This window comes from Muriicola sp. SD30 (genome assembly GCF_041205185.1).
GTDB lineage: Bacteria > Bacteroidota > Bacteroidia > Flavobacteriales > Flavobacteriaceae > Muriicola.
Genome location: NZ_JBGEWB010000002.1, coordinates 102,397 through 121,178, shown reverse-complemented (window position 1 = coordinate 121,178; position 18,782 = coordinate 102,397). Strand labels below are relative to the sequence as shown.

General features: G+C 42.3%; 16 protein-coding genes. 9 read left to right on the top strand and 7 right to left on the bottom strand.

Annotation, left to right across the window (positions count from 1 at the left end; genetic code table 11):
* Positions 1-3: 3 nt before the first annotated feature.
* From AB8P51_RS05585 to hemA, 3 genes are read right to left on the bottom strand one after another with little or no spacing between them, the layout of a single operon-like run.
* Complete coding sequence (locus tag AB8P51_RS05585) at positions 4-681, bottom strand: uroporphyrinogen-III synthase (protein WP_369747799.1); 678 nt, start codon at positions 679-681, stop codon at positions 4-6.
* Positions 678-1,592, bottom strand: coding sequence for a hydroxymethylbilane synthase (gene hemC / locus AB8P51_RS05580; RefSeq protein ID WP_369747798.1), 915 nt, complete (start codon positions 1,590-1,592; stop codon positions 678-680). The genes AB8P51_RS05585 and hemC overlap by 4 nt, the downstream gene beginning before the upstream one ends.
* Positions 1,589-2,845 (bottom strand): glutamyl-tRNA reductase, encoded by a 1,257-nt coding sequence (gene hemA, locus AB8P51_RS05575; RefSeq protein ID WP_369748469.1) that lies wholly within the window; start codon positions 2,843-2,845, stop codon positions 1,589-1,591. The genes hemC and hemA overlap by 4 nt, the downstream gene beginning before the upstream one ends.
* A gap of 199 nt (positions 2,846-3,044) precedes the next feature.
* Here hemA and AB8P51_RS05570 point away from each other — a divergent pair, with 199 nt between their 5' ends.
* The 3 genes from AB8P51_RS05570 (at position 3,045) to AB8P51_RS05560 (ending at position 5,197) form a co-directional block, all read left to right on the top strand.
* Positions 3,045-3,932, top strand: a complete 888-nt coding sequence (locus AB8P51_RS05570; RefSeq protein ID WP_369747797.1) for a helix-turn-helix transcriptional regulator — start codon at positions 3,045-3,047, stop codon at positions 3,930-3,932.
* 96 nt (positions 3,933-4,028) lie between these two features.
* The gene (locus AB8P51_RS05565; protein ID WP_369747796.1) at positions 4,029-4,406 is read left to right on the top strand and encodes a VOC family protein; all 378 of its coding nucleotides are present in this window, start codon (positions 4,029-4,031) and stop codon (positions 4,404-4,406) included.
* Between the two features lie 23 nt (positions 4,407-4,429).
* A complete protein-coding gene (locus AB8P51_RS05560) occupies positions 4,430-5,197 on the top strand; it encodes a ThuA domain-containing protein (protein ID WP_369747795.1) in 768 nt (255 codons plus the stop codon).
* 2 nt (positions 5,198-5,199) lie between these two features.
* On the opposite strand, the gene AB8P51_RS05555 is transcribed toward AB8P51_RS05560, so the two are convergent.
* Positions 5,200-6,042, bottom strand: coding sequence for an N-acetylmuramoyl-L-alanine amidase-like domain-containing protein (locus tag AB8P51_RS05555; RefSeq protein ID WP_369747794.1), 843 nt, complete (start codon positions 6,040-6,042; stop codon positions 5,200-5,202).
* A 236-nt stretch (positions 6,043-6,278) separates the two neighbouring features.
* Here AB8P51_RS05555 and AB8P51_RS05550 point away from each other — a divergent pair, with 236 nt between their 5' ends.
* Positions 6,279-10,385 carry an FG-GAP-like repeat-containing protein gene (locus AB8P51_RS05550; protein WP_369747793.1) on the top strand — a complete coding sequence of 1,369 codons (4,107 nt, stop codon included), beginning with the start codon at positions 6,279-6,281 and terminating at the stop codon, positions 10,383-10,385.
* On the opposite strand, the gene AB8P51_RS05545 is transcribed toward AB8P51_RS05550, so the two are convergent.
* Both AB8P51_RS05545 and AB8P51_RS05540 read right to left on the bottom strand, forming a co-directional pair.
* Complete coding sequence (locus AB8P51_RS05545) at positions 10,382-10,927, bottom strand: hypothetical protein (RefSeq protein ID WP_369747792.1); 546 nt, start codon at positions 10,925-10,927, stop codon at positions 10,382-10,384. The two genes, AB8P51_RS05550 and AB8P51_RS05545, sit on opposite strands and share 4 nt — an antisense overlap.
* Positions 10,928-10,966: 39 nt before the next feature.
* Complete coding sequence (locus AB8P51_RS05540) at positions 10,967-12,043, bottom strand: mechanosensitive ion channel family protein (RefSeq protein WP_369747791.1); 1,077 nt, start codon at positions 12,041-12,043, stop codon at positions 10,967-10,969.
* A gap of 163 nt (positions 12,044-12,206) precedes the next feature.
* On the opposite strand from AB8P51_RS05540, the gene hemH reads away from it, so the two are divergent.
* From hemH to AB8P51_RS05515, 5 genes are all read left to right on the top strand, one after another.
* Complete coding sequence (hemH, locus tag AB8P51_RS05535; protein WP_369747790.1) at positions 12,207-13,238, top strand: ferrochelatase; 1,032 nt, start codon at positions 12,207-12,209, stop codon at positions 13,236-13,238.
* Positions 13,238-14,629: an MATE family efflux transporter gene (locus tag AB8P51_RS05530; protein WP_369747789.1), complete on the top strand. Its 1,392-nt coding sequence runs from the start codon at positions 13,238-13,240 to the stop codon at positions 14,627-14,629. The genes hemH and AB8P51_RS05530 overlap by 1 nt, the downstream gene beginning before the upstream one ends.
* 137 nt (positions 14,630-14,766) lie before the next feature.
* The gene (locus AB8P51_RS05525) at positions 14,767-15,477 is read left to right on the top strand and encodes a hypothetical protein (RefSeq protein WP_369747788.1); all 711 of its coding nucleotides are present in this window, start codon (positions 14,767-14,769) and stop codon (positions 15,475-15,477) included.
* Between the two features lie 11 nt (positions 15,478-15,488).
* On the top strand, positions 15,489-15,683 hold the full coding sequence (locus AB8P51_RS05520; protein WP_369747787.1) for a hypothetical protein: 195 nt from the start codon (positions 15,489-15,491) through the stop codon (positions 15,681-15,683).
* A 207-nt stretch (positions 15,684-15,890) separates the two neighbouring features.
* Positions 15,891-16,433 (top strand): porin family protein, encoded by a 543-nt coding sequence (locus AB8P51_RS05515; RefSeq protein WP_369747786.1) that lies wholly within the window; start codon positions 15,891-15,893, stop codon positions 16,431-16,433.
* Between the two features lie 61 nt (positions 16,434-16,494).
* Here the strand turns inward: AB8P51_RS05515 and AB8P51_RS05510 are convergent, their stop codons facing one another.
* Positions 16,495-18,705, bottom strand: coding sequence for a PQQ-binding-like beta-propeller repeat protein (locus tag AB8P51_RS05510; protein ID WP_369747785.1), 2,211 nt, complete (start codon positions 18,703-18,705; stop codon positions 16,495-16,497).
* Between the last annotated feature and the right edge of the window lie 77 nt (positions 18,706-18,782).

Here is an 18,782-nt window from a genome sequence, read left to right as displayed (position 1 = left end):
AGATTATGTTATTGCTAATGTAGGATAGATTTCAATTAATTTGTCAAGTACGGCATCTGTAGTTGCCTTATCTGCAATCTTAACTTTTATAAAATGTTTCCTGGCTTCCTTTGCGGTAGTTTCCCCAATACAGATAGCCATAGAATTACCAGGCTTATTTGCGGTTAAAAAGCTATTGATCCCACTGGGGCTGTAAAAAAGGATACAGGAAAATTCACACTCAAAAGAATGCGGATTGAGATGTGTTTCATACCCTTTTATTTCCCTGAAAGAAATACCATTCTGCCTCAATATATTGCCGAGATCGGGTCTGTTCCTATTTCCAGTAAAAACTAAAAAAGGACCTTTTTCCGACTCATTTACTATAAAATGGGCTAATTCTGATGCATTATTTGTCATTTTTACCACTTTCAGCCCTTTTTCCTCCAACAGGGACTTTGTTTTTTCCCCAACACAATAACAGAGGAGTTCATCCGGGTGGGGAAGGTATTCTTTTCTGTTTTTCAGATAAGCCCGTACCCCGTTTTTGGATGTAAAAATATAATGAGAAAAAGCTGTGGGAATTTCCGTATTGAGATGCGTGATTGAAATAGCGTCATAGGTCTCAATGCTAATACCGGCATTTTTCAGCATCGACATTTGCGTTTTATCAAGGCTTCTTGTAGAAAGGATCGACATCATTTTCCAAGTTGAGCTTTAATCTCAGACATCAATTGTATTCCCCCCATCTTCTGAATATCCTCTGCAAAATATTTGCCTGTATTTTTTGTATTCCGGATGTCTGCTTCTTTCTTCACTTCATATTTTTGTTGGCCATCCAGGGAAAGTAATATTCCTTTAAAATAAAGGTTTTCTCCCTCTATCACAGCCAGGGCACCGATTGGAGCTGTACAGCCGCCTTCAAGAGTCTTCAGGAATTCCCGTTCTACAGTGGTACAGATTTCAGTTTCGCTATGGTTAAGAGGAACAATTGCCTCTTTGCAATAGTCATTATCTTCTGTAGTAACTACCATCATAGCGCCTTGTGCAGGAGCAGGAATCATCCATTCCAGGGTGCTGTATTGTTCTGGTAGTAGTGATATTCGTTCAAGTCCGGCCGCAGCAAAAATCGCAGCGTCCCAGGAATGCGTTCTGAATTTTTCGAGACGCGTATTTACATTTCCTCTCAGGTCTGTGATCTCATGCAGGGGGTAACGATGAAGCCACTGGGCTTTACGCCTCAGGCTTCCCGTGGCAACAATACCGTCGGCATTTAGAAAATCAAGACCCTTGTGGACCAGAATATCATGTGGGTTACCGCGCTTTAGTACTGCCGCCTGAATTATTCCTTTAGGAAGACTCGTAGGAACATCTTTCATGGAGTGGACTGCGATATCTATCTCTCCTTTGAGAAGTGCAACATCAAGTGTTTTAGTAAAGATTCCTGTGATACCTAATTCGTAAAGAGGCTGGTCTAATAATAAGTCGCCCGTTGCTTTTACTGAGACGAGTTCGCATCTGAAACCCAATTCCTCAAGGCTGCTTTTTACAGTGTTAGCCTGCCATAGTGCCAGTTCACTATCCCGGGTTCCGATCCGGATCACCTTACTCATAATTTCTCAACTTCAAGTTGGAAAACACGCTGGATTAATTCCAGACTGTTTTCGGCGTCTACTTCGGTATCTTTTAAATGATTGGCAAACTGCTTGGTGATTTTCTGGATAATTCTTTCGGAAATAATATCGGCCTGTTCCGAGTTGAAGTCGGGTAACTTCTTCGACTGAAAATCGAGCTCCTGCTCCTTCATAGTTTTCAGCTTTTGTTTCAAAGCCTTAATGACAGGCGCAAATTTTCGGGTTTCGAGCCATTTGATAAACTCAGTCTTTACCTCATCGATAATTTGTTCCGCTTTTGGAATATGTTCTTTACGTCTTTCAAGGGTCTTGTCGGTACGCTGAGAAAGATGATCCAAATGTACCAGTGTAACTTCAGGCACCTCACTGACATCTTCAGCCACATTCTTCGGGATAGACAGATCCAGGATAAGGAGGGGCTTATTTAAATGAATCAGGGATTTCGATATGGTAGGAGAATGTGCACCGGTGGCAACCACAAGAATATCGGCTTGTCTGATCTCCTCCTGTAATTCGCCGTAGTCCTTCACAACCAAATTAAACTTTCCGGCAATTTTTTCCGCTCTGTTCCGGGTTCGGTTGATCAGGGTAATATGTTTATTTTCGGTGTGTTTGAGCAGGTTTTCACAGGTATTTCTTCCAATTTTACCTGTACCGAAAAGCAGGATGTTTTTTTCTGAAATTTCGGGAATCGTCTCAAGGATATACTGGACGGATGCAAAAGCTACTGAGGTGGCACCACTTGAAATTTCAGTTTCGTTCTTGATTCTTTTACTCGCCTGGAGTATGGAATTCGTGAGTCGTTCCATAAAGGGATTTCCAAGTCCGTTTTTCTTGGAACGGGTAAATCCTTTTTTAATCTGGCTGATAATTTCAAAGTCGCCCAGGATCTGACTGTCGAGTCCTGTACCTACCCTAAAAAGGTGAGAGATGGCTTCGTAGTTTTTGTAAACATATCCCACTTCCTGGAATTCCTCTACGCTTCCATGGGAATGGTCGCATAAGAGTTTAATCAACTGGAAGGGATGTTGAGCAAATCCGTGAAGTTCAGTTCTGTTACAGGTGGCAGTAATCAGTAGTCCGTCTATGCCCAGTTCCTTTGCCTGCTTTAAAATGGCTTCCTCTGCTGATTCAGCCAGACTGAATTTCCCTCTTAAAACCGCATCGGCCTTAAGATAGCTCAACCCCACAGTGTAAAAGGAATTATGTTTTGATAGATGGTAATTCTTCATCATAGCAAGATCGATGCAAATTTATACTCTTCAAAACTAGAAAAATAACGCTGTAGGGACTTAAAGTATCGTTTTAAGTATTTTTATATCCTGATCTAGGTAAAATAACATAATACTAGTAATTTTGCCGTGTTGATGGAAGGTGGAGATTATTTAATTTAGATTTATTCTAAATAAATAAACTATATTTTAATACTGTATGGAACAAAAAAATATCGCTGAAGGTTCATTTAAGGAAATCTACATTGAACACGGATTTTCAATATTAAAAGTTCAGAATGAATCTTCTGAAATACAAAGGTTTAGCAAGAAAATAGATCGTTCCTATCTGCAATTTCATTTTTGTACCAAGGGAGGGGCGAAATTTGTTTTCAATCAGGGTAATTATGCCCTGGATCTACCTGCCGAGCAATCCTTGTTACTGTACAATACTCAAATAGACTTACCGTTAAATTGTGAATTGCAGCCAAATTCCTGGATGTTGTCCCTTGTAATGAGCATTCAGAAATTCCATTCATTGTTCTCCCTTCAGGCCGAATATATTCCTTTCCTCAGTGAAGATTTTAAGGACAAAAAATACTACACCCAGGAATTGATCACGCCACCAATAGCTGTGGTTCTGAGTCAGCTCATGAATTACAACCTTCATCCAAATATTACCGACTTATACCTTAAGGGCAAGGTATACGAACTCATTGCCCTGTATTTCAATAGGGTAGATAACACTGCAGCAGAACAATGTCCTTTTTTGGTAGATGAGGAAAATGTAAAGCGGATACGGCGAGCCAAGGAAATTATCCTTGAGCGGATGGCCGAGCCTCCTACCCTCCAGGCTCTTTCTGATGAGATCGGCCTTAGCCTGAAGAAACTCAAGCAGGGTTTCAAACAGATTTACGGGGATACAGTTTATAGTTTTCTATTCGATCATAAAATGGAGATGGCCAGAAAAATGCTCGAAACCAATCAGTACAACGTCAATGAAGTTGGATTAAAGGTAGGCTATAGTACCTCAAGCCACTTTATTGCTGCATTTAAGAAGAAGTACGGCACTACCCCCAAAAAATATCTGATGGCACAGAGCCAATAGAAGATAAAAACTACCATCTTTCCCTATGAACTTCAATTTTTTATATTGAAGTAAATTCCTGATCTTTAAAGAACCACCTTTAATAAGCAAAACAGGATGAACCTCAATCAAGTTACTGTACCGTCTGTGGACTTGGGGAAGTCCATTGCGTTTTACGAGAAACTCGGATTAAAGCTGATTATCAAGGCCTTGCCCAATTACGCCAGGTTTGAATGTCCTGAAGGAGACGCCACCTTCTCTGTGCACCAGGTAGAAAATTTACCTGAGGGGAATGGTATTATGGTGTATTTTGAATGCCGGGATCTCGATAAATATGTAGGCGAATTATTGAAAAAGGGAATTTCATTTGAGGAACTCCCAAATGACAAAAGATGGATCTGGAGGGAGGCCCGTTTAAAGGACCCGGACCAGAATCAGTTAGTACTTTATTACGCAGGGAAAAACAGAAAAAACCCTCCCTGGAGGATCGTTTAATCCTAAATTTTAAATGAATGAATATGCGATACCTATTGTTTTTATGTCTTACGGCTCAAATATTACTTTTTGGATGCCAACAGGGAACCAAAAATACCGGGGATAGTGAAACCCTGGCAGAAGTAATCGAAATAACACCAGAGATTCTGGTATTTACAAAAACAGAGGGGTATCGTCACAAAGCCATAGAAAAAGGGGTGCGTACCCTTCAGGAACTGTCTAAGGAGAGCTCATTTTCTGTTACCCAGACTGAAAATTCAAATGACTTTAATAAAGAAAATCTGGCACAATATTCCTTGGTGATATTCCTCAGTACAACTTTAGACGTTCTCAATGAGGAACAACAACAGGCATTTACCCAGTACATAAATCAGGGCGGGAATTATATGGGAGTCCACGCGGCAACGGACACGGAGTACGACTGGCCCTGGTACGGAAAATTGGCTGGGGCTTATTTTAAGAGCCACCCTGAGCAACAAGAGGCAACGATAAATGTAGTCGATAGAGCACATGCCTCCACTGCACATTTAGGCGAAACCTGGGTTCATTTTGATGAATGGTATAATTTTAAAGAGTTAAACCCCGATGTAAAAGTGCTGATGCAACTTGATGAAAGCTCTTATTCCGGGGGTGAGAACGGGGATTTCCATCCCATTGCCTGGTATCATGAATACGAAGGAGGACGCTCATTTTATACAGGTCTCGGTCATACTGAAGAATCCTATGACGACCCTGATTTTCAAAAGCATTTGTTGGGGGGTATTTTTTATTGCCTCGGCCGGGATAAATGATTTTAAAATACCGGTCTGGCAACGATCACTCCGGTATTTTTTTTGATATTTCCAAGGTATTCTACCAGCGGCGATTCTGAAATCTCAACCGCTCCTTTTGAGGAGGCATGGAGCAGATGAATGCGGTTATCAGGCATTCGAATGGCAAAGCCTGTATGGGTAACGTCAAGCCCTTCGATGGATGTTGCTAGGGCAATGATATCCCCGGATTCTATCATGGCTTCATTTTCTTTTAACATTTCAACCGAGAGCACACATAAAGATTGGTTCTTTGTAGATTCTTCTACAGTGATCATTTCCTGATACGTCTTTTCGTCTTTCAGGGCCGGATAGAGGGAACGATGATCAGTCATAAAGTTCAATTCTTTTGGTATTTCCGTCCCGCCCAATGCTGCAGTGATGTCTTTTACCAATCCCTTTTTTTCATTATCCCTCACCCATTCGGTAAAATAATGGAGACGTGATGCATAACCTCTGAGTTTACCTTCTCTGTATCTGATTTTTTCAAGTTTTTTTACAAACTCATCAAAATTGGGCTGTGGATTTTTTCCAATAATTCCGAAAGCCAGGACGTTCTCAACAAAGGTGGTACAATCCAGACCTTCCAGGTCGATAACCAGTGATTCGTCAGATCCTGTTTCCAGGGTCTGAGCCACATAAGGAGTTCCGATAAAGGTGTTCCCGATAGCTACGAGCTCTTCCCCCAACTGATCAAATGAAAAACCTTTGATTTCCTGAATTTTTTCCTCTACCGATTTCCTGTTTTGGGGAGAACAACTGATCGTTTGCGCACAAACTGATGCAGTAAATTGAAAAACAAAAAAGAAAATTATTGTTGATCTCACTATTTGTGAATTAAATATTCTTAGAAAGAAGCAATTAGATTATCAATTAATAATAAGGTAAAGTTAGTAATAGTTTATTCTACATTATAGATTGTAGTGAAATGTGATGTTGATTTGACACTAAACCTGCGATTGTCCGTATAATTTACTCCTATATCTAAAGTATGAGCCATGAATTGTAAGACTCATATGTTATCAGTATTATTGCGCCTTCGGAATGGAATGGTAATAGTTTGATGAGGAATATTGGAATTTCGTTTATGCTGGCTTGCTGGTGTTATTATGCGCAGGGACAGGCCTACTTTCAGGATGTCCAATCACAACTGCTAGATCAGGAAGTGATTTACGGCGATGTATCTACTTTTTTTGGCCCGGGGGTCTCTTTTGCTGATTATGACAATGATGGATGGGATGATATTTCCATTCCGTCTTCTACTACACGGGATTTCCAATTTCTTAGAAATACCGGAGGCCAGTTTGAAGTCCAGAATCTGCCGATAAATAGCGGTGGAATTGATGCCAGACAGGTTACCTGGGTAGATTTTGATAATGATGGCGATCTCGACTTTTTTGCCAATAGTGACCAGGGCCCTTGTTGGTTTTATCGAAACGAAGGGGATAATACATTTACAGATATTAAAAGTTCTTCTGGGATTGCTCCCCTGCCCCTTCCTTTTTGGGGTAATCTCTGGGGTGATATTGATAATGATGGAGATTTAGATCTTTTACTGATTGTCCGGGATAATGACTTCGTAGAGCATAATCTCCTTTATCGAAACGAAGGCGATGGAACATTTACAGATATTACCATGGCTGCAGGATTAACCATGGATCCTCTGTTAACCCAAAGTGCCGTATTTATCGACTATGATCGTGACGGATTTCAGGATATTTTTCTGGCCAATGATAAAGAGGAAATACCAAATGTTTTATACAGAAACAATGGGGACGGAACATTCAATGACGTAAGCATCGCCTCTGGTATGGATTTGGATATGGACGGGATGTCTGCCACGGTGGGCGATGTAGATAACGACGGATGGTTAGATATATATGTTACAAATAAGTATCCGAGAAACTTTTCAACCAGTGTATTTGGCAATGCATTTCTGAGAAATAACGGAGATGGGACATTTACAAATATTGCTTCAACGAACGGCACCCGTTTTAATAGCTTCGCATGGGGATCTGTATTTTTGGATGGAGAGAATGACCAGGATCTGGATATTCATGTGGTGAGTGACCTCGACGGATCTGACGGCAGGGCTTCATCAGCCTATTTTGAAAACGATGGAAGCGGCAATTTTCTGGATAGTCCGTCTGCTGGTTTTACCGATGATACAGCTGCCAGCTATGGCAATGCTATTGGAGATATTCAAAATGATGGTTTAGCTGATATTGTGGTCGTAAATGTGGAGGATCAGGCTATTAACATCTGGGAAAATCAATCCACAACTTCAAATAACTGGATTAAAATTAAACTGCAGGGGACAGAAAGTAATCGAATGGGAGTTGGCTCTTATATAAAAATTGGAGTGGCCGGCGAAGTACAATACAGATACACCCTTTGTGGAGAAGGTTTTATCAGCCAGAATAGCCTTTATGAGTTTGTTGGTGTGGGGGAGGCGGAAGTTATCGATTATATTGAAGTGGTCTGGCCCAGTAGAATAAAGGACCGCTTTGAAAATATATCTCCTAATCAGATGATAACTCTGGTTGAGAATACCAATCCGGTTGAGAATAATGACCAGAACGGTATTGGGGGAAGCAGGGCTGATGAATTTGCACATCTTTCCGTGGCCAGGCAATGGAATGAAGCCCTGCTCGCGGCAATTCGAAACGATTTTGCCAGACCGCCTGTACACGCGAGAAATTTATACCACAGCTCCCTGGCTATGTACGATTCCTGGGCCTTGTTTGATAACACCGCTGAAACCATTTTTCTGGGTAAAACGCAAAATGGATATTCCTGCAGTTTTGATGGAATTGAAGCACCTGAGGATGTAGAAATGGCCCGCGAGGTTATGATGAGTTATGCTCTCTACAGGTTGCTGGTTTACAGATTTACTAATTCACCCGGTGCCACTTTTGCGCTTCAACGGTTTGAAGAACTATTCACCCATCTGGGCTTTGACAGCTCTTTTACAAGTACGGATTACAGTTCAGGGTCGTACGCCGCTTTGGGGAATTATTTCGGGGCCAGGCTAATAGAATATGGCTATGAAGATGGTTCCAACGAAAAAGATGATTATGAAAATGAATATTATCAACCCGTAAATGAACCTCTTGCTTTAGACCGGTATGAAGAAACCTATGATCTGGCAGATCCCAATCGCTGGCAACCCCTGGCATTTGAAAGTTTTGTTGATCAAAGCGGGAATCCTATTACTGGGAGCGTACCTGAATTCCTCGGCCCCGAATGGGGACAGGTGAAACCCTTTGCCCTGAATTCTTCCGATCTGCAAATTCTGAATAATGGGTTTGACAGTTATATATACAATGATCCCGGTCCGCCGGTGAATATTCAGAATTCAGCTCTGGATGGGATCCAGGACCCCTACAAATGGCATTTTGCTCTGGTTGCTTCCTGGTCGTCGCATTTAGATCCATCAGACCCCACCTTGATTGATATTTCACCTGGAAATACAGGCAATGTTGACCTTTCTTTGTTCCCTGCTAACTTTGAGGAATACCAGACTTTCTATGACTTTATGGAAGGGGGCGATATGGGCACCGGACATACTGTGAATCCGGTTACTGGTCAGCCCTATGAGCAACAATTGGTAAAACGGGCTGATTACGCCAGAGTCCTTGCCGAGTTCTGGGCAGATGGCCCTGAGTCCGAGACGCCACCGGGCCATTGGTTTACCATTTTGAATTATGTAAATGACCATCCTGAGACAATTAAACAAATTGCCGGCAGGGGCGATGTGGTAGACGACCTGGAATGGGATGTAAAATCTTATATGGCCCTGGGAGGTGCTATGCACGATGCTGCTGTGAATACCTGGGGGATAAAAGGGTATTACGACTATATCCGACCTATTTCGGCCATTCGTTACATGGCATCTAAAGGCCAGAGTACAGACAGTTCTTTACCCAGCTTCGATCCCCATGGATTACCTCTTATTCCCGGAAGAATAGAATTGATAGAAACCGGAGACCCACTGGCAGGACCCGGAGGGGCAAATGTGGGCAAGATCAAAATATATGCATGGAAGGGACCCGACTTTATCACAGACCCCACTGCAGATATTGCCGGGGTTGACTGGATTCTTGGAACCCACTGGTGGCCCTACCAGCGTCCAACCTTTGTGACACCTCCTTTTGCAGGCTATGTCTCCGGACATTCTACATTTTCAAGAGCTGCGGCAGAGGTATTGACCAGACTTACAGGAGATCCGTTTTTTCCCGGTGGGATAGGGGTTTTTGATATAGAACAAAATGATTTTCTGGTTTTCGAACAGGGCCCTAGTGAAAACTTCAGTTTGCAATGGGCCACCTACCGCGATGCATCAGACCAAACCAGTCTCTCGAGAATATGGGGAGGAATCCACCCGCCAATTGATGATATCCCGGGGAGGATACTGGGAGATAAGATCGGGAATGAGGCTTTTACCCTGGCGGAGGACTATTTCAATGGAAGGGTTTCAATTGCACCCAATAACTTTCTGGTTAAAACCAATGGGGAAAGCTGTTACGATCAGAACGATGGAAGCATCACAATTAATGCCCAGGATTATTACAACTATATCCTTGAGATCAATGGACAGCAGTATGATTTTACCCGCGAAATAGTCGTAGGGGATCTGCAACCGGGAAGCTATTCGCTCTGCCTTAGGGTAAAAGATTACGCAGATTTTGAGCAATGCTATGATGTCAACATTCAGGAGGTCTCCCAATTGAATGCTTCTTCCAAAATAGAAAGTGTGGGACTTTCCTATAAAGCAACCATAGAGGTAAATAAAGGAACTCCACCTTATGTATTGAAAATTAATGATGAGGTAAAAGGAACCTATAACAGTAATGTGATCATAACAACAGTTGAGAACGGAGATTTACTCAATGTGACTTCTGCTCTGCCTTGTGAAGGAGAATACAACCAACACATTAATTTTAATGATCAAATCCTGGCTTATCCGAATCCAACTTCAAGCACCCTGAACATTCCGTCAAGTACTGATAAAAGTATTATTGAAGTTTATACGCAATCCGGGCAGCTGGTTCGAGCTTTTGCAGGTAAAGAAAGGATATCCCTGGCTTCATTAAGTAAAGGCGTTTACCTGGTCGTGCTAAAAAATGAAAAGAATACCAGTTCTGTAAAAGTAATAGTGTTAGACTAAGTTAGAGACTGTTGACCTTTATTGTGGTTTAAAGCAATAGTATTTGTTATCATTTTTTTAATAGACCTGTGTACTCCCGGAGACAAAGAGTTCAAATACTTATCCTGAGCCAACAACAGAATTTCATTGCTAAGCTCAGGATGTTTTTTTGCCATTTTAATGATAAACTTAAAGGCAGTATATCTGATCGATGGTTTTTTTTCAACATCCTCCCATAATGAAACACAGAGATCAAATAAATATCCTTCCTCTTCCTCATTCAAATTCATTTCAAGGAGGATCTTCAGCAATTCTCGCTGGTGTCCGTCTTCTTTATTCTTAATAGCTTTTATCAGTTTAGGAATGTGATTCTTTATTCTGATATCATTTTTCGAGATATAACTCCAAAGTACCCAGGCTGCCCTCCATGAATAGGGTTGCTTATTCTGAATAGCAAGCTCTACAGCCTCATCAAAACATTCGGGATGTTTATTCAAAAAGACAATCATCTCTTTTTTATGAGAACGAAGTAACTTTTGCTCTAAAAGTGTCTCGGTAGACATGGTCGAAAAGGGTTTAGAAATTGTCAAATTGGAAGATGATCAATTCTTGTCTAATTCTTTTTTTCTTTCATCTTTTAAAAATACCCGTGAGTGTGGGAGACTTTCAGGATAATTTTCTTGTAAATAAGTGATCAATTTTTCTCTTACAAGTACCCTGAGGTCCCATGCAGTAGGAGAATCTTTGGCGCTCATCAGGGCACGTACTTCCACATGGGAGCCAGTGGCATTAGTCACTTGAATATTCTGAACTTTACCGTCCCATAGATCTGTACTCTCAAGGATACGCTTGAGTTCTTCCCTTAATTTTTCAAAGGGGACTTTGTAATCTGTGTAAAGAAAAACCGTGCCCAGAATATCGGCCGTTGTTTTTGTCCAGTTTTGAAATGGTTTTTCAATAAAATAGGTGGTCGGAAGCACCAGTCGCCTTTTATCCCAGATAGCTACCACAACATAGGTAAGGGTGATCTGTTCAATGCGCCCCCACTCACCTTCTACAACTACAACGTCATCGATCTTGATGGGCTGGGCGATGGCGATCTGAATGCCGGCGAGGATGGCTCCAATCATTTTTTGTGCTGAAAAACCAATGATTATACCGGCAACACCTGCGGAAGCAAAAATACTGATCCCGATCTCCCGAATTTCTTCAAAACTCATCAGAGCAACCCCGGTGGCCATAATGATGATTAGAAAAATTAAAATTCGTTCCAGAATAGTGAACTGGGTATATACTTTTCTCGCCTTGAGGTTATTGGGAGAATGCACATCGTAATTCCTGATTACCAATTGCTTGATTAATTTGATAATCCTTATCAGAAGCCAGGTAAATGAAACAATAAAGAGGAGGGTACTTACCTTTCTAAACCAGGCGCCAAAATCCTCCAGGCCCAATAATTCTCTCAATGAACCCATTCGAATCAGAAAGGATAGAAGGATTAAGAACAGAGGCAGGGATATTTTTTTAACTGTTTCCGGTGGAAGCAGGTAATTGGGGTCTTTGCCAATCTTCCTTAGCACCATGATGGTGAATAAGTAGATGAGGACCATCAATAACAGGCCCCCAAAAACGTATAGCAGGGATTGGTTGGAAGGTATTTTCAGAAATTCTTCTTGCATCAGATTTTAAATGGATTTTGAGTGACAGGAGTAAAATAAGGAACATTCGGGGTAATACCATACGAAATTAGCAATCTCTATTTCAACATAGGCAAAGTATTGCCCCCAGCGCTGGTCAGTTGAGGTACATGTAGTATTTTTGGGGGATAAAAAAAATTGTGTTTTGAAAGGAGTACTATTAGTAAATTTAGGATCACCCGACAGTCCAACCGCAAAGGATGTTAAACCCTATCTGGACGAATTCCTAATGGATGAACGGGTCATAGACGTGCCACTTCTATTGCGGAATCTGCTGGTTAGGGGGATTATTTTACAAACCCGTCCCCGAAAGTCGGCCAAAGCCTATCAGAAAATATGGTGGGAGGAAGGTTCTCCCCTAATTGTAATTTCAGAACGATTTACAAAAAAAGTACGCAAGAATACAGACCTCCCCATAGCGCTTGGAATGCGATATGGATCGATGAGTATAAAAAATGCCCTGCAGGAACTCGACGAGCAAGGAGTGGATGAGGTTTTGCTCGTGCCTTTATATCCACATTATGCTATGTCTTCCTACGAAACCGTGGTGGTGAAGACTCTGGAAGATCAGCAGAAATATTTCCCTTCCATGAAGGTCACAACGCTTCCGGCGTTTTATCACAATCCCGAATATATTAAAGTGCTTTCTGCGAGCATCGCTGAAGGCTTGAAGGATTTTGAATACGATCACGTGCTTTTTTCCTATCACGGTATCCCTGAACGCCACATCCGGAAGTCGGATCCCACTCGTTTTCATTGCAAGATAGACGGAAGTTGCTGTAATATAAATTCAGTGGCTCACCATACTTGTTACCGACACCAATGTTATAAAACCACAGATCTGGTAATAGAGGCACTTGGGTTAGAGAAAGAAAAGGTGAGCTCATCTTTCCAGTCGCGCCTTGCAGGAGACCCATGGTTAAAACCCTATACTGATTTCGAATTCGAACGATTGGCCAAAGAAGGAAAAAAGAAGCTGGCTGTGATCACACCGGCCTTTGTCAGTGATTGTCTTGAAACCCTCGAGGAGATTGCTATGGAAGGCAAAGAACAGTTCGAAGAAGCCGGGGGAGAACATTACAAACATATTCCCTGTCTTAATGAACGAGACGACTGGGTTGCACTGATGGCGTCCTGGATCAACGACTGGCAAACAAAACACTTGCTTCCCGTCTGATGGCAAGAGTCTCTTCGGATGATTTGGGCACAGAATCAATCGGGAGACTCCTGATCAAACAAGCGGTACCTGCCTCCATAGGTATTCTAGTGATGTCCCTGAACATCCTGGTGGATACCATTTTTGTGGGAAACTGGATCGGTTCAATTGCGATCGCAGCAATCAATGTAGTATTGCCGGTATCTTTTTTTATCGCAGCCCTTGGGATGGCCATCGGGATAGGGGGAAGCAGTATTATTTCCCGGGCCCTGGGTGCTGACAATAAGGCAAAAGCCTTAAAGACTTTCGGAAATCAGATAACCCTCACTCTGCTGGTTACCATCACCATGGTGGGATTTGGCCTGTACTTTGCAGACGGACTTATCCCGGCCTTTGGAGGGAAAGGAGCCATATTTAAACCGGCGAAGATCTACTATACCATTGTTCTCTACGGAGTGCCATTTCTGGCGCTGTGTATGATGGGTAATACCGTCATCAGAGCAGAGGGGAAGCCCAAATTCGCCATGATCGCCATGATTATCCCGTCAGTGGGAAATCTTCTGATGGATTACGTCTTTATTTACATTTTCGACTGGGGGATGGAAGGTGCCGCCTGGGCAACTACAGGAGGTTACCTATTGTGTTTTGGTTATATCTTCTACTTTTTCCTTTCCAGAAATTCTGAACTTAAAATAAAGTCTGTTGATTTCGGACTCGACCTTCCCATCTTAAAGGAAATAGGATCTCTTGGATTTGTAACCCTGTCGAGACAGGCCGTGACCAGTGTTACTTACCTTCTTATGAACAATATCCTTTTTGATCTCGGAGGGGAATCTATGGTAGCTGTCTACGCCATAATTGGGCGTATGCTGATGTTTGCACTTTTCCCGGTTTTTGGAGTTACCCAGGGCTTCCTGCCAATCGCCGGATATAATTACGGCGCACAGAAATTCAAAAGGGTAAAAGAATCCATTAATACGGCAATAATGTATGCCGCCATTGTTGCCACGGTAGTTTTTATCGGTCTGATGGTATTTCCGGCAGAGATCACCGGCTTATTTCTCAGCAGTCGAACAGACATGTCACCTGATGAACTTGCAAGTAATATTTTTGTCCTCGAAAATACGCCGGCTGCCATGCGATGGGTATTCGGGGCCACGCCCATCATTGCAATTCAGCTTATAGGAGCAGCCTATTTTCAGGCGGTGGGAAAAGCTGTGCCCGCTCTCTTGCTGACACTGACTAGGCAAGGCTTCTTTTTTATTCCACTTATTCTTATTCTCCCAAACTACCTGGGGGAACTGGGCGTATGGTTGTCATTTCCAATAGCCGACACCCTTTCTACGATAGTCACGGGCTATTTCCTTCGCCAGGAAGTGAAAACTTCACTTAGAACAGGAGATACTACTTAACAACATAATCTGATTTATCAGAAGCTTTTCTGGAAATAGATATTGCTGCAAGGTGATTTCGTGTTCCAATCTTACTTTGCGTCAAATACGAAGCGCAACGTATGTGTAAATGAAATGTTGAATTAATATGATGAAAGATGACACAGTTAAAAATGTTGCAGTTAAAATTGATAAAGCGGGTTGATTCGCTCAGGAGTGTATTAAACCTTAAGGCCATTTTGGTAGTAGGTACCATTGTATTTGGAAGCTGTCAGTCCCAGGAAGGGGATTACAAGGAACTCGAAAAAAATGATGCAATATCACAATTCGAAGACATTGTGATCAAGACTACAGCTGAAATTAATGGATTGATGGATAAATATCCCGAAGTGCTTTCTGAGAAAGGAATTATAAAAGAGGAAAGATCAATAGCGCTGGAGAAGGAAGCCCGTACAGTTTTACGGCCCGTAGTCAATGGGACAAAGGCACTTTTAAAGTCCTACAATGTAGATGAAGAATACCTCAGACAGGAATTTGAAGATACAGAGGATCCGAGGATCGCACTTGTGGGCTTGATGATTCTGGCAGCAGAAAACAATGAGAAAATGGCAGTAGCCAGCAACTTTGTAAATGCTTTTGGAACCGTGGGATATGCCTTCCAGGGGGAGACGCTTGAAGAAGCAAAAAAGGACTGGGTAGATTGCCTTATTGTTGCTGTAGGGATTGATGTGGTGGTCGACTTTATGAAGGGGAATGTTACTGAGGCAATCGCCAAAAAAGCCATTAAAAAGATTGCTTCCCGCGCTCTGGGAGTGATCGGTGCAGCAATAGCAGCCTATGAATTTGGAAGTTGTATGGGATGGTACTAAAACAGAATACTATGAAAAATTACAAGCTAACAACACCCAGGACCATTTTGTTTGTGATCATATTCACCGGTGGGATAATTTACTTTGCCAAAAATGGGGTGGATTCGATGGAAACCTACGAAATTGTTCTAAGCGCGGTATTAATGCTGGCCTTATTAACTCTGATATTAATAAAGTTATCGGGTTCTGTAAAAAAAGGCCCCTGACCCAAATTCTGATTTTGGACTAAGACAAGCTTCAGGGGGAAACTCCTGAGGCTTTTTCCTCGATTTTTTTAGTGCGTTAGATAGCTTAGAATTAGAGGGGATAAGGTGTAATTTTAAGGCGATATTGAACCTGTATTATTTTTAATTTTCAATTGAAAAATAGTATAATTTTACTCCTGTATAAACAATCTAAATTTGTTGTGTTACATGAAAAAAAACATGATCATTATGTTAATCCTGGTTGCGTTCGGAATGAATGCTTTTGGCCAGGGCATTACCTTTGGAGTTAAGGCGGGTGCAAATTTCTCCAATCTTAAAATTTCCTTCGATTCCGAAGGCGCTTCACCCGACGGAGCGACGAGCATTTACCTTGGAGGCCTTATAGATGTAGGTCTTTCGGAGAAAATGCACTTTCAGCCTGAATTGCTTTATTCCATGGAAGGTGCGAAAGACGCTGATGTTAGTTATGTGAATGTCCCGCTGATGTTGAAGTATTACCTCGTTGAGGGATTTAACATTCAGGCAGGACCTCAAGTGGGGATATTGGTCGATGCTGAAGGTGGTACCGATGGATTAAAAGGAACAAACTTTGGCCTTAACTTTGGCGCAGCCTTTGAGGTTGTTGGTGGCTTCTTTGCCGATGCTCGCTACAATCTTGGACTTTCGAATATCGCCGAGGAAGAGCCAGGTTTTGAAGACATCTCGCTTAAAACGAAGGGATTTCAAATAGGAGTAGGATATCGTTTTTAATTCTAAAGCAGAATAAGTTTTTAAACGGGGGATTATTCCCCCGTTTTTTATTTAAACAAATCTAAGGGAGGGCGAAAGAGACATAGGTGGCTCCTGATTTAGTTCCCATTTTCCCCCCGCCACATGCAATCACCACATATTGCTTTCCGTTAACTTCATAAGTAGCTGGCGTAGCATAGCCCCCTGCAGGCAGATCGGTTTCCCATAATAATTCTCCTGACCGCATATGAAAAGCTCTGAACTTTTCATCCTTTGTGGCTGCAATAAATAATATACCACCTGCAGTGATCACAGGGCCACCGTAATTTTCCACTCCTGACACAGGATATTCAGGGTCATTCAGGCTCTCTTCATGGCCCAGGGGTATTGACCAGAGGTATTCCCCTGAATTGAGGTCTATCGCATTCAAAGTTCCCCATGGTGGTTTCATCACCGGATAACCTCTGCTATCTTTAAATCGCCCGAAGCCAACCATGGCATATCTGCTTTTAATTTTATTTTCTGTTCTATGGTCCTCTGAATTAGTATTTTCTTCCATCCCTGTAAGAAAAGCACTAATCTGTGATATTTCTCTTTCTGAAAGGTTGGGCATAGCGGGCATTGCACCTTTTCCTTTAGATATCACCCCTTTGATGGCGGCCGTATCCAGCTTTATTTTTATGTTTTGAAGCGCTGGGATTTCTCCCATTCCCTGTAAGGCGCCACCATGACACCGAACACAATGGATCTGGGTAAGTGTTTCCCCTGCACTGAGTGGCTTTCCATCTTTTTCACCCAATTTGGCCATTCTTACGATCCATGCCATTTCATTGCTGTTGACATACATGATACCGGTAGTGGGATCAAGAGCGGCTCCGCCCCATTCTCCCCCTCCATCTGCTCCGGGATAAAGGATGACTCCCCGGGTATCAATGGGAATAAATTGTCCTGCCGAAGTAACCTGGGCGAGTTTTTCTCTCACCGTTGGAGGAGTTATGTTCTGGGCCTTATCTATAAAATCGTCAACAAATGCCGGTTGTTCCGGGGCGTACAAATCTTCTTCCTTCAATATTTGCCTGGCAAAAGGCATGGGTTTTAAAGGGAGTATCTGAGTTGCCGCAGCTTGATCCCCCTCCAGAGGTGTATTTGGATAGGATTTTTCTTCAAGCGGAAACAGAGGTTCTCCAGTAAGGCGATTAAAAACGAACACATGTCCACTTTTAGTAATCTGTGCAACGGCAGGAACAAGCTTACCATTCCTTTCTATTTCAAAAAGATTCGGTGGGGCAGGCAAATCCCTGTCCCAAAGGTCGTGTTTCACCATTTGAAAATGCCAGATTCGCTCGCCGGTTTCTGCATCAAGAGCTATAAGACAATTCGCAAATAGATTATCTCCTATGCGATCTCCCCCATACCAGTCGAATGCAGCCGAACCAGTAGGGACATAAACAATCCCCCTTTTTTCATCCAGTGCCATCCCGGCCCAGCTATTTGCTCCTCCTGATGATTTGTAAGCTTCAGATGGCCAGGTGTCATAGCCAAATTCTCCCGGATAGGGAATGGTATGGAAGATCCATTCCATTTTACCGGTCTTCACATCATATGCCCTGATATGCCCTGGTGCCGCACCCGGGGATTCTGAAGTGCGTCCACCCAGAATGAGTAAATCTTTGTAAACAGCCCCCGGGGTTGTAAGGACCATCGGAATGGTAGTAGGGTCCCGGTCTAAACCCCTGCGAAGATCAATACGCCCCTGTTCCCCAAATTCAGGAATTAACTTCCCATTTTCCAAATCGATTGCGAAAAGGGTATATCCTGAAGCGTAAAAGAGCCTTCCTTTCTGGGATTTATTATCAATCCAGACAGAAACTCCCCGACTTAATCCCAGTCCGCTTTCATCTTCAAGTTCCGGATTAAATTGCCAAAGGAATTTTCCCGAACCTGCTTCAATTGCAAAGAGGGAATTCTTTGGGGTTATTCCATAGAGAATATCGTTGATAATCAGGGGATTTGTTTGTATCTGGCTGCGGCTTTCAGAATCTATGGTTCCACTCTTATACTGCCAGACCGGTTTTAGTAAATGAACATTGGCAGTATCAATTTCATCCAGGACAGAATAATGGGTACGAGCAGGATCGCCCAGGTAATGAGACCAGTTTTTAAAATCCGGATCAGTTTGGACAATTTCATTTCTAAGGGTCTGAATATCATTGCGATTACAGGAAAGGAAACAAATGAAAATCGAAAAAATCATCTGAATCCGAGAGGGAATTGAGGTATGTAGCTTCATCATTAAGCTGATCTATATGGTAAAAGGTACAAAGAATAACAAAAGTTTTAAATGCCTGTGAAATAATAAATATTCTCAAT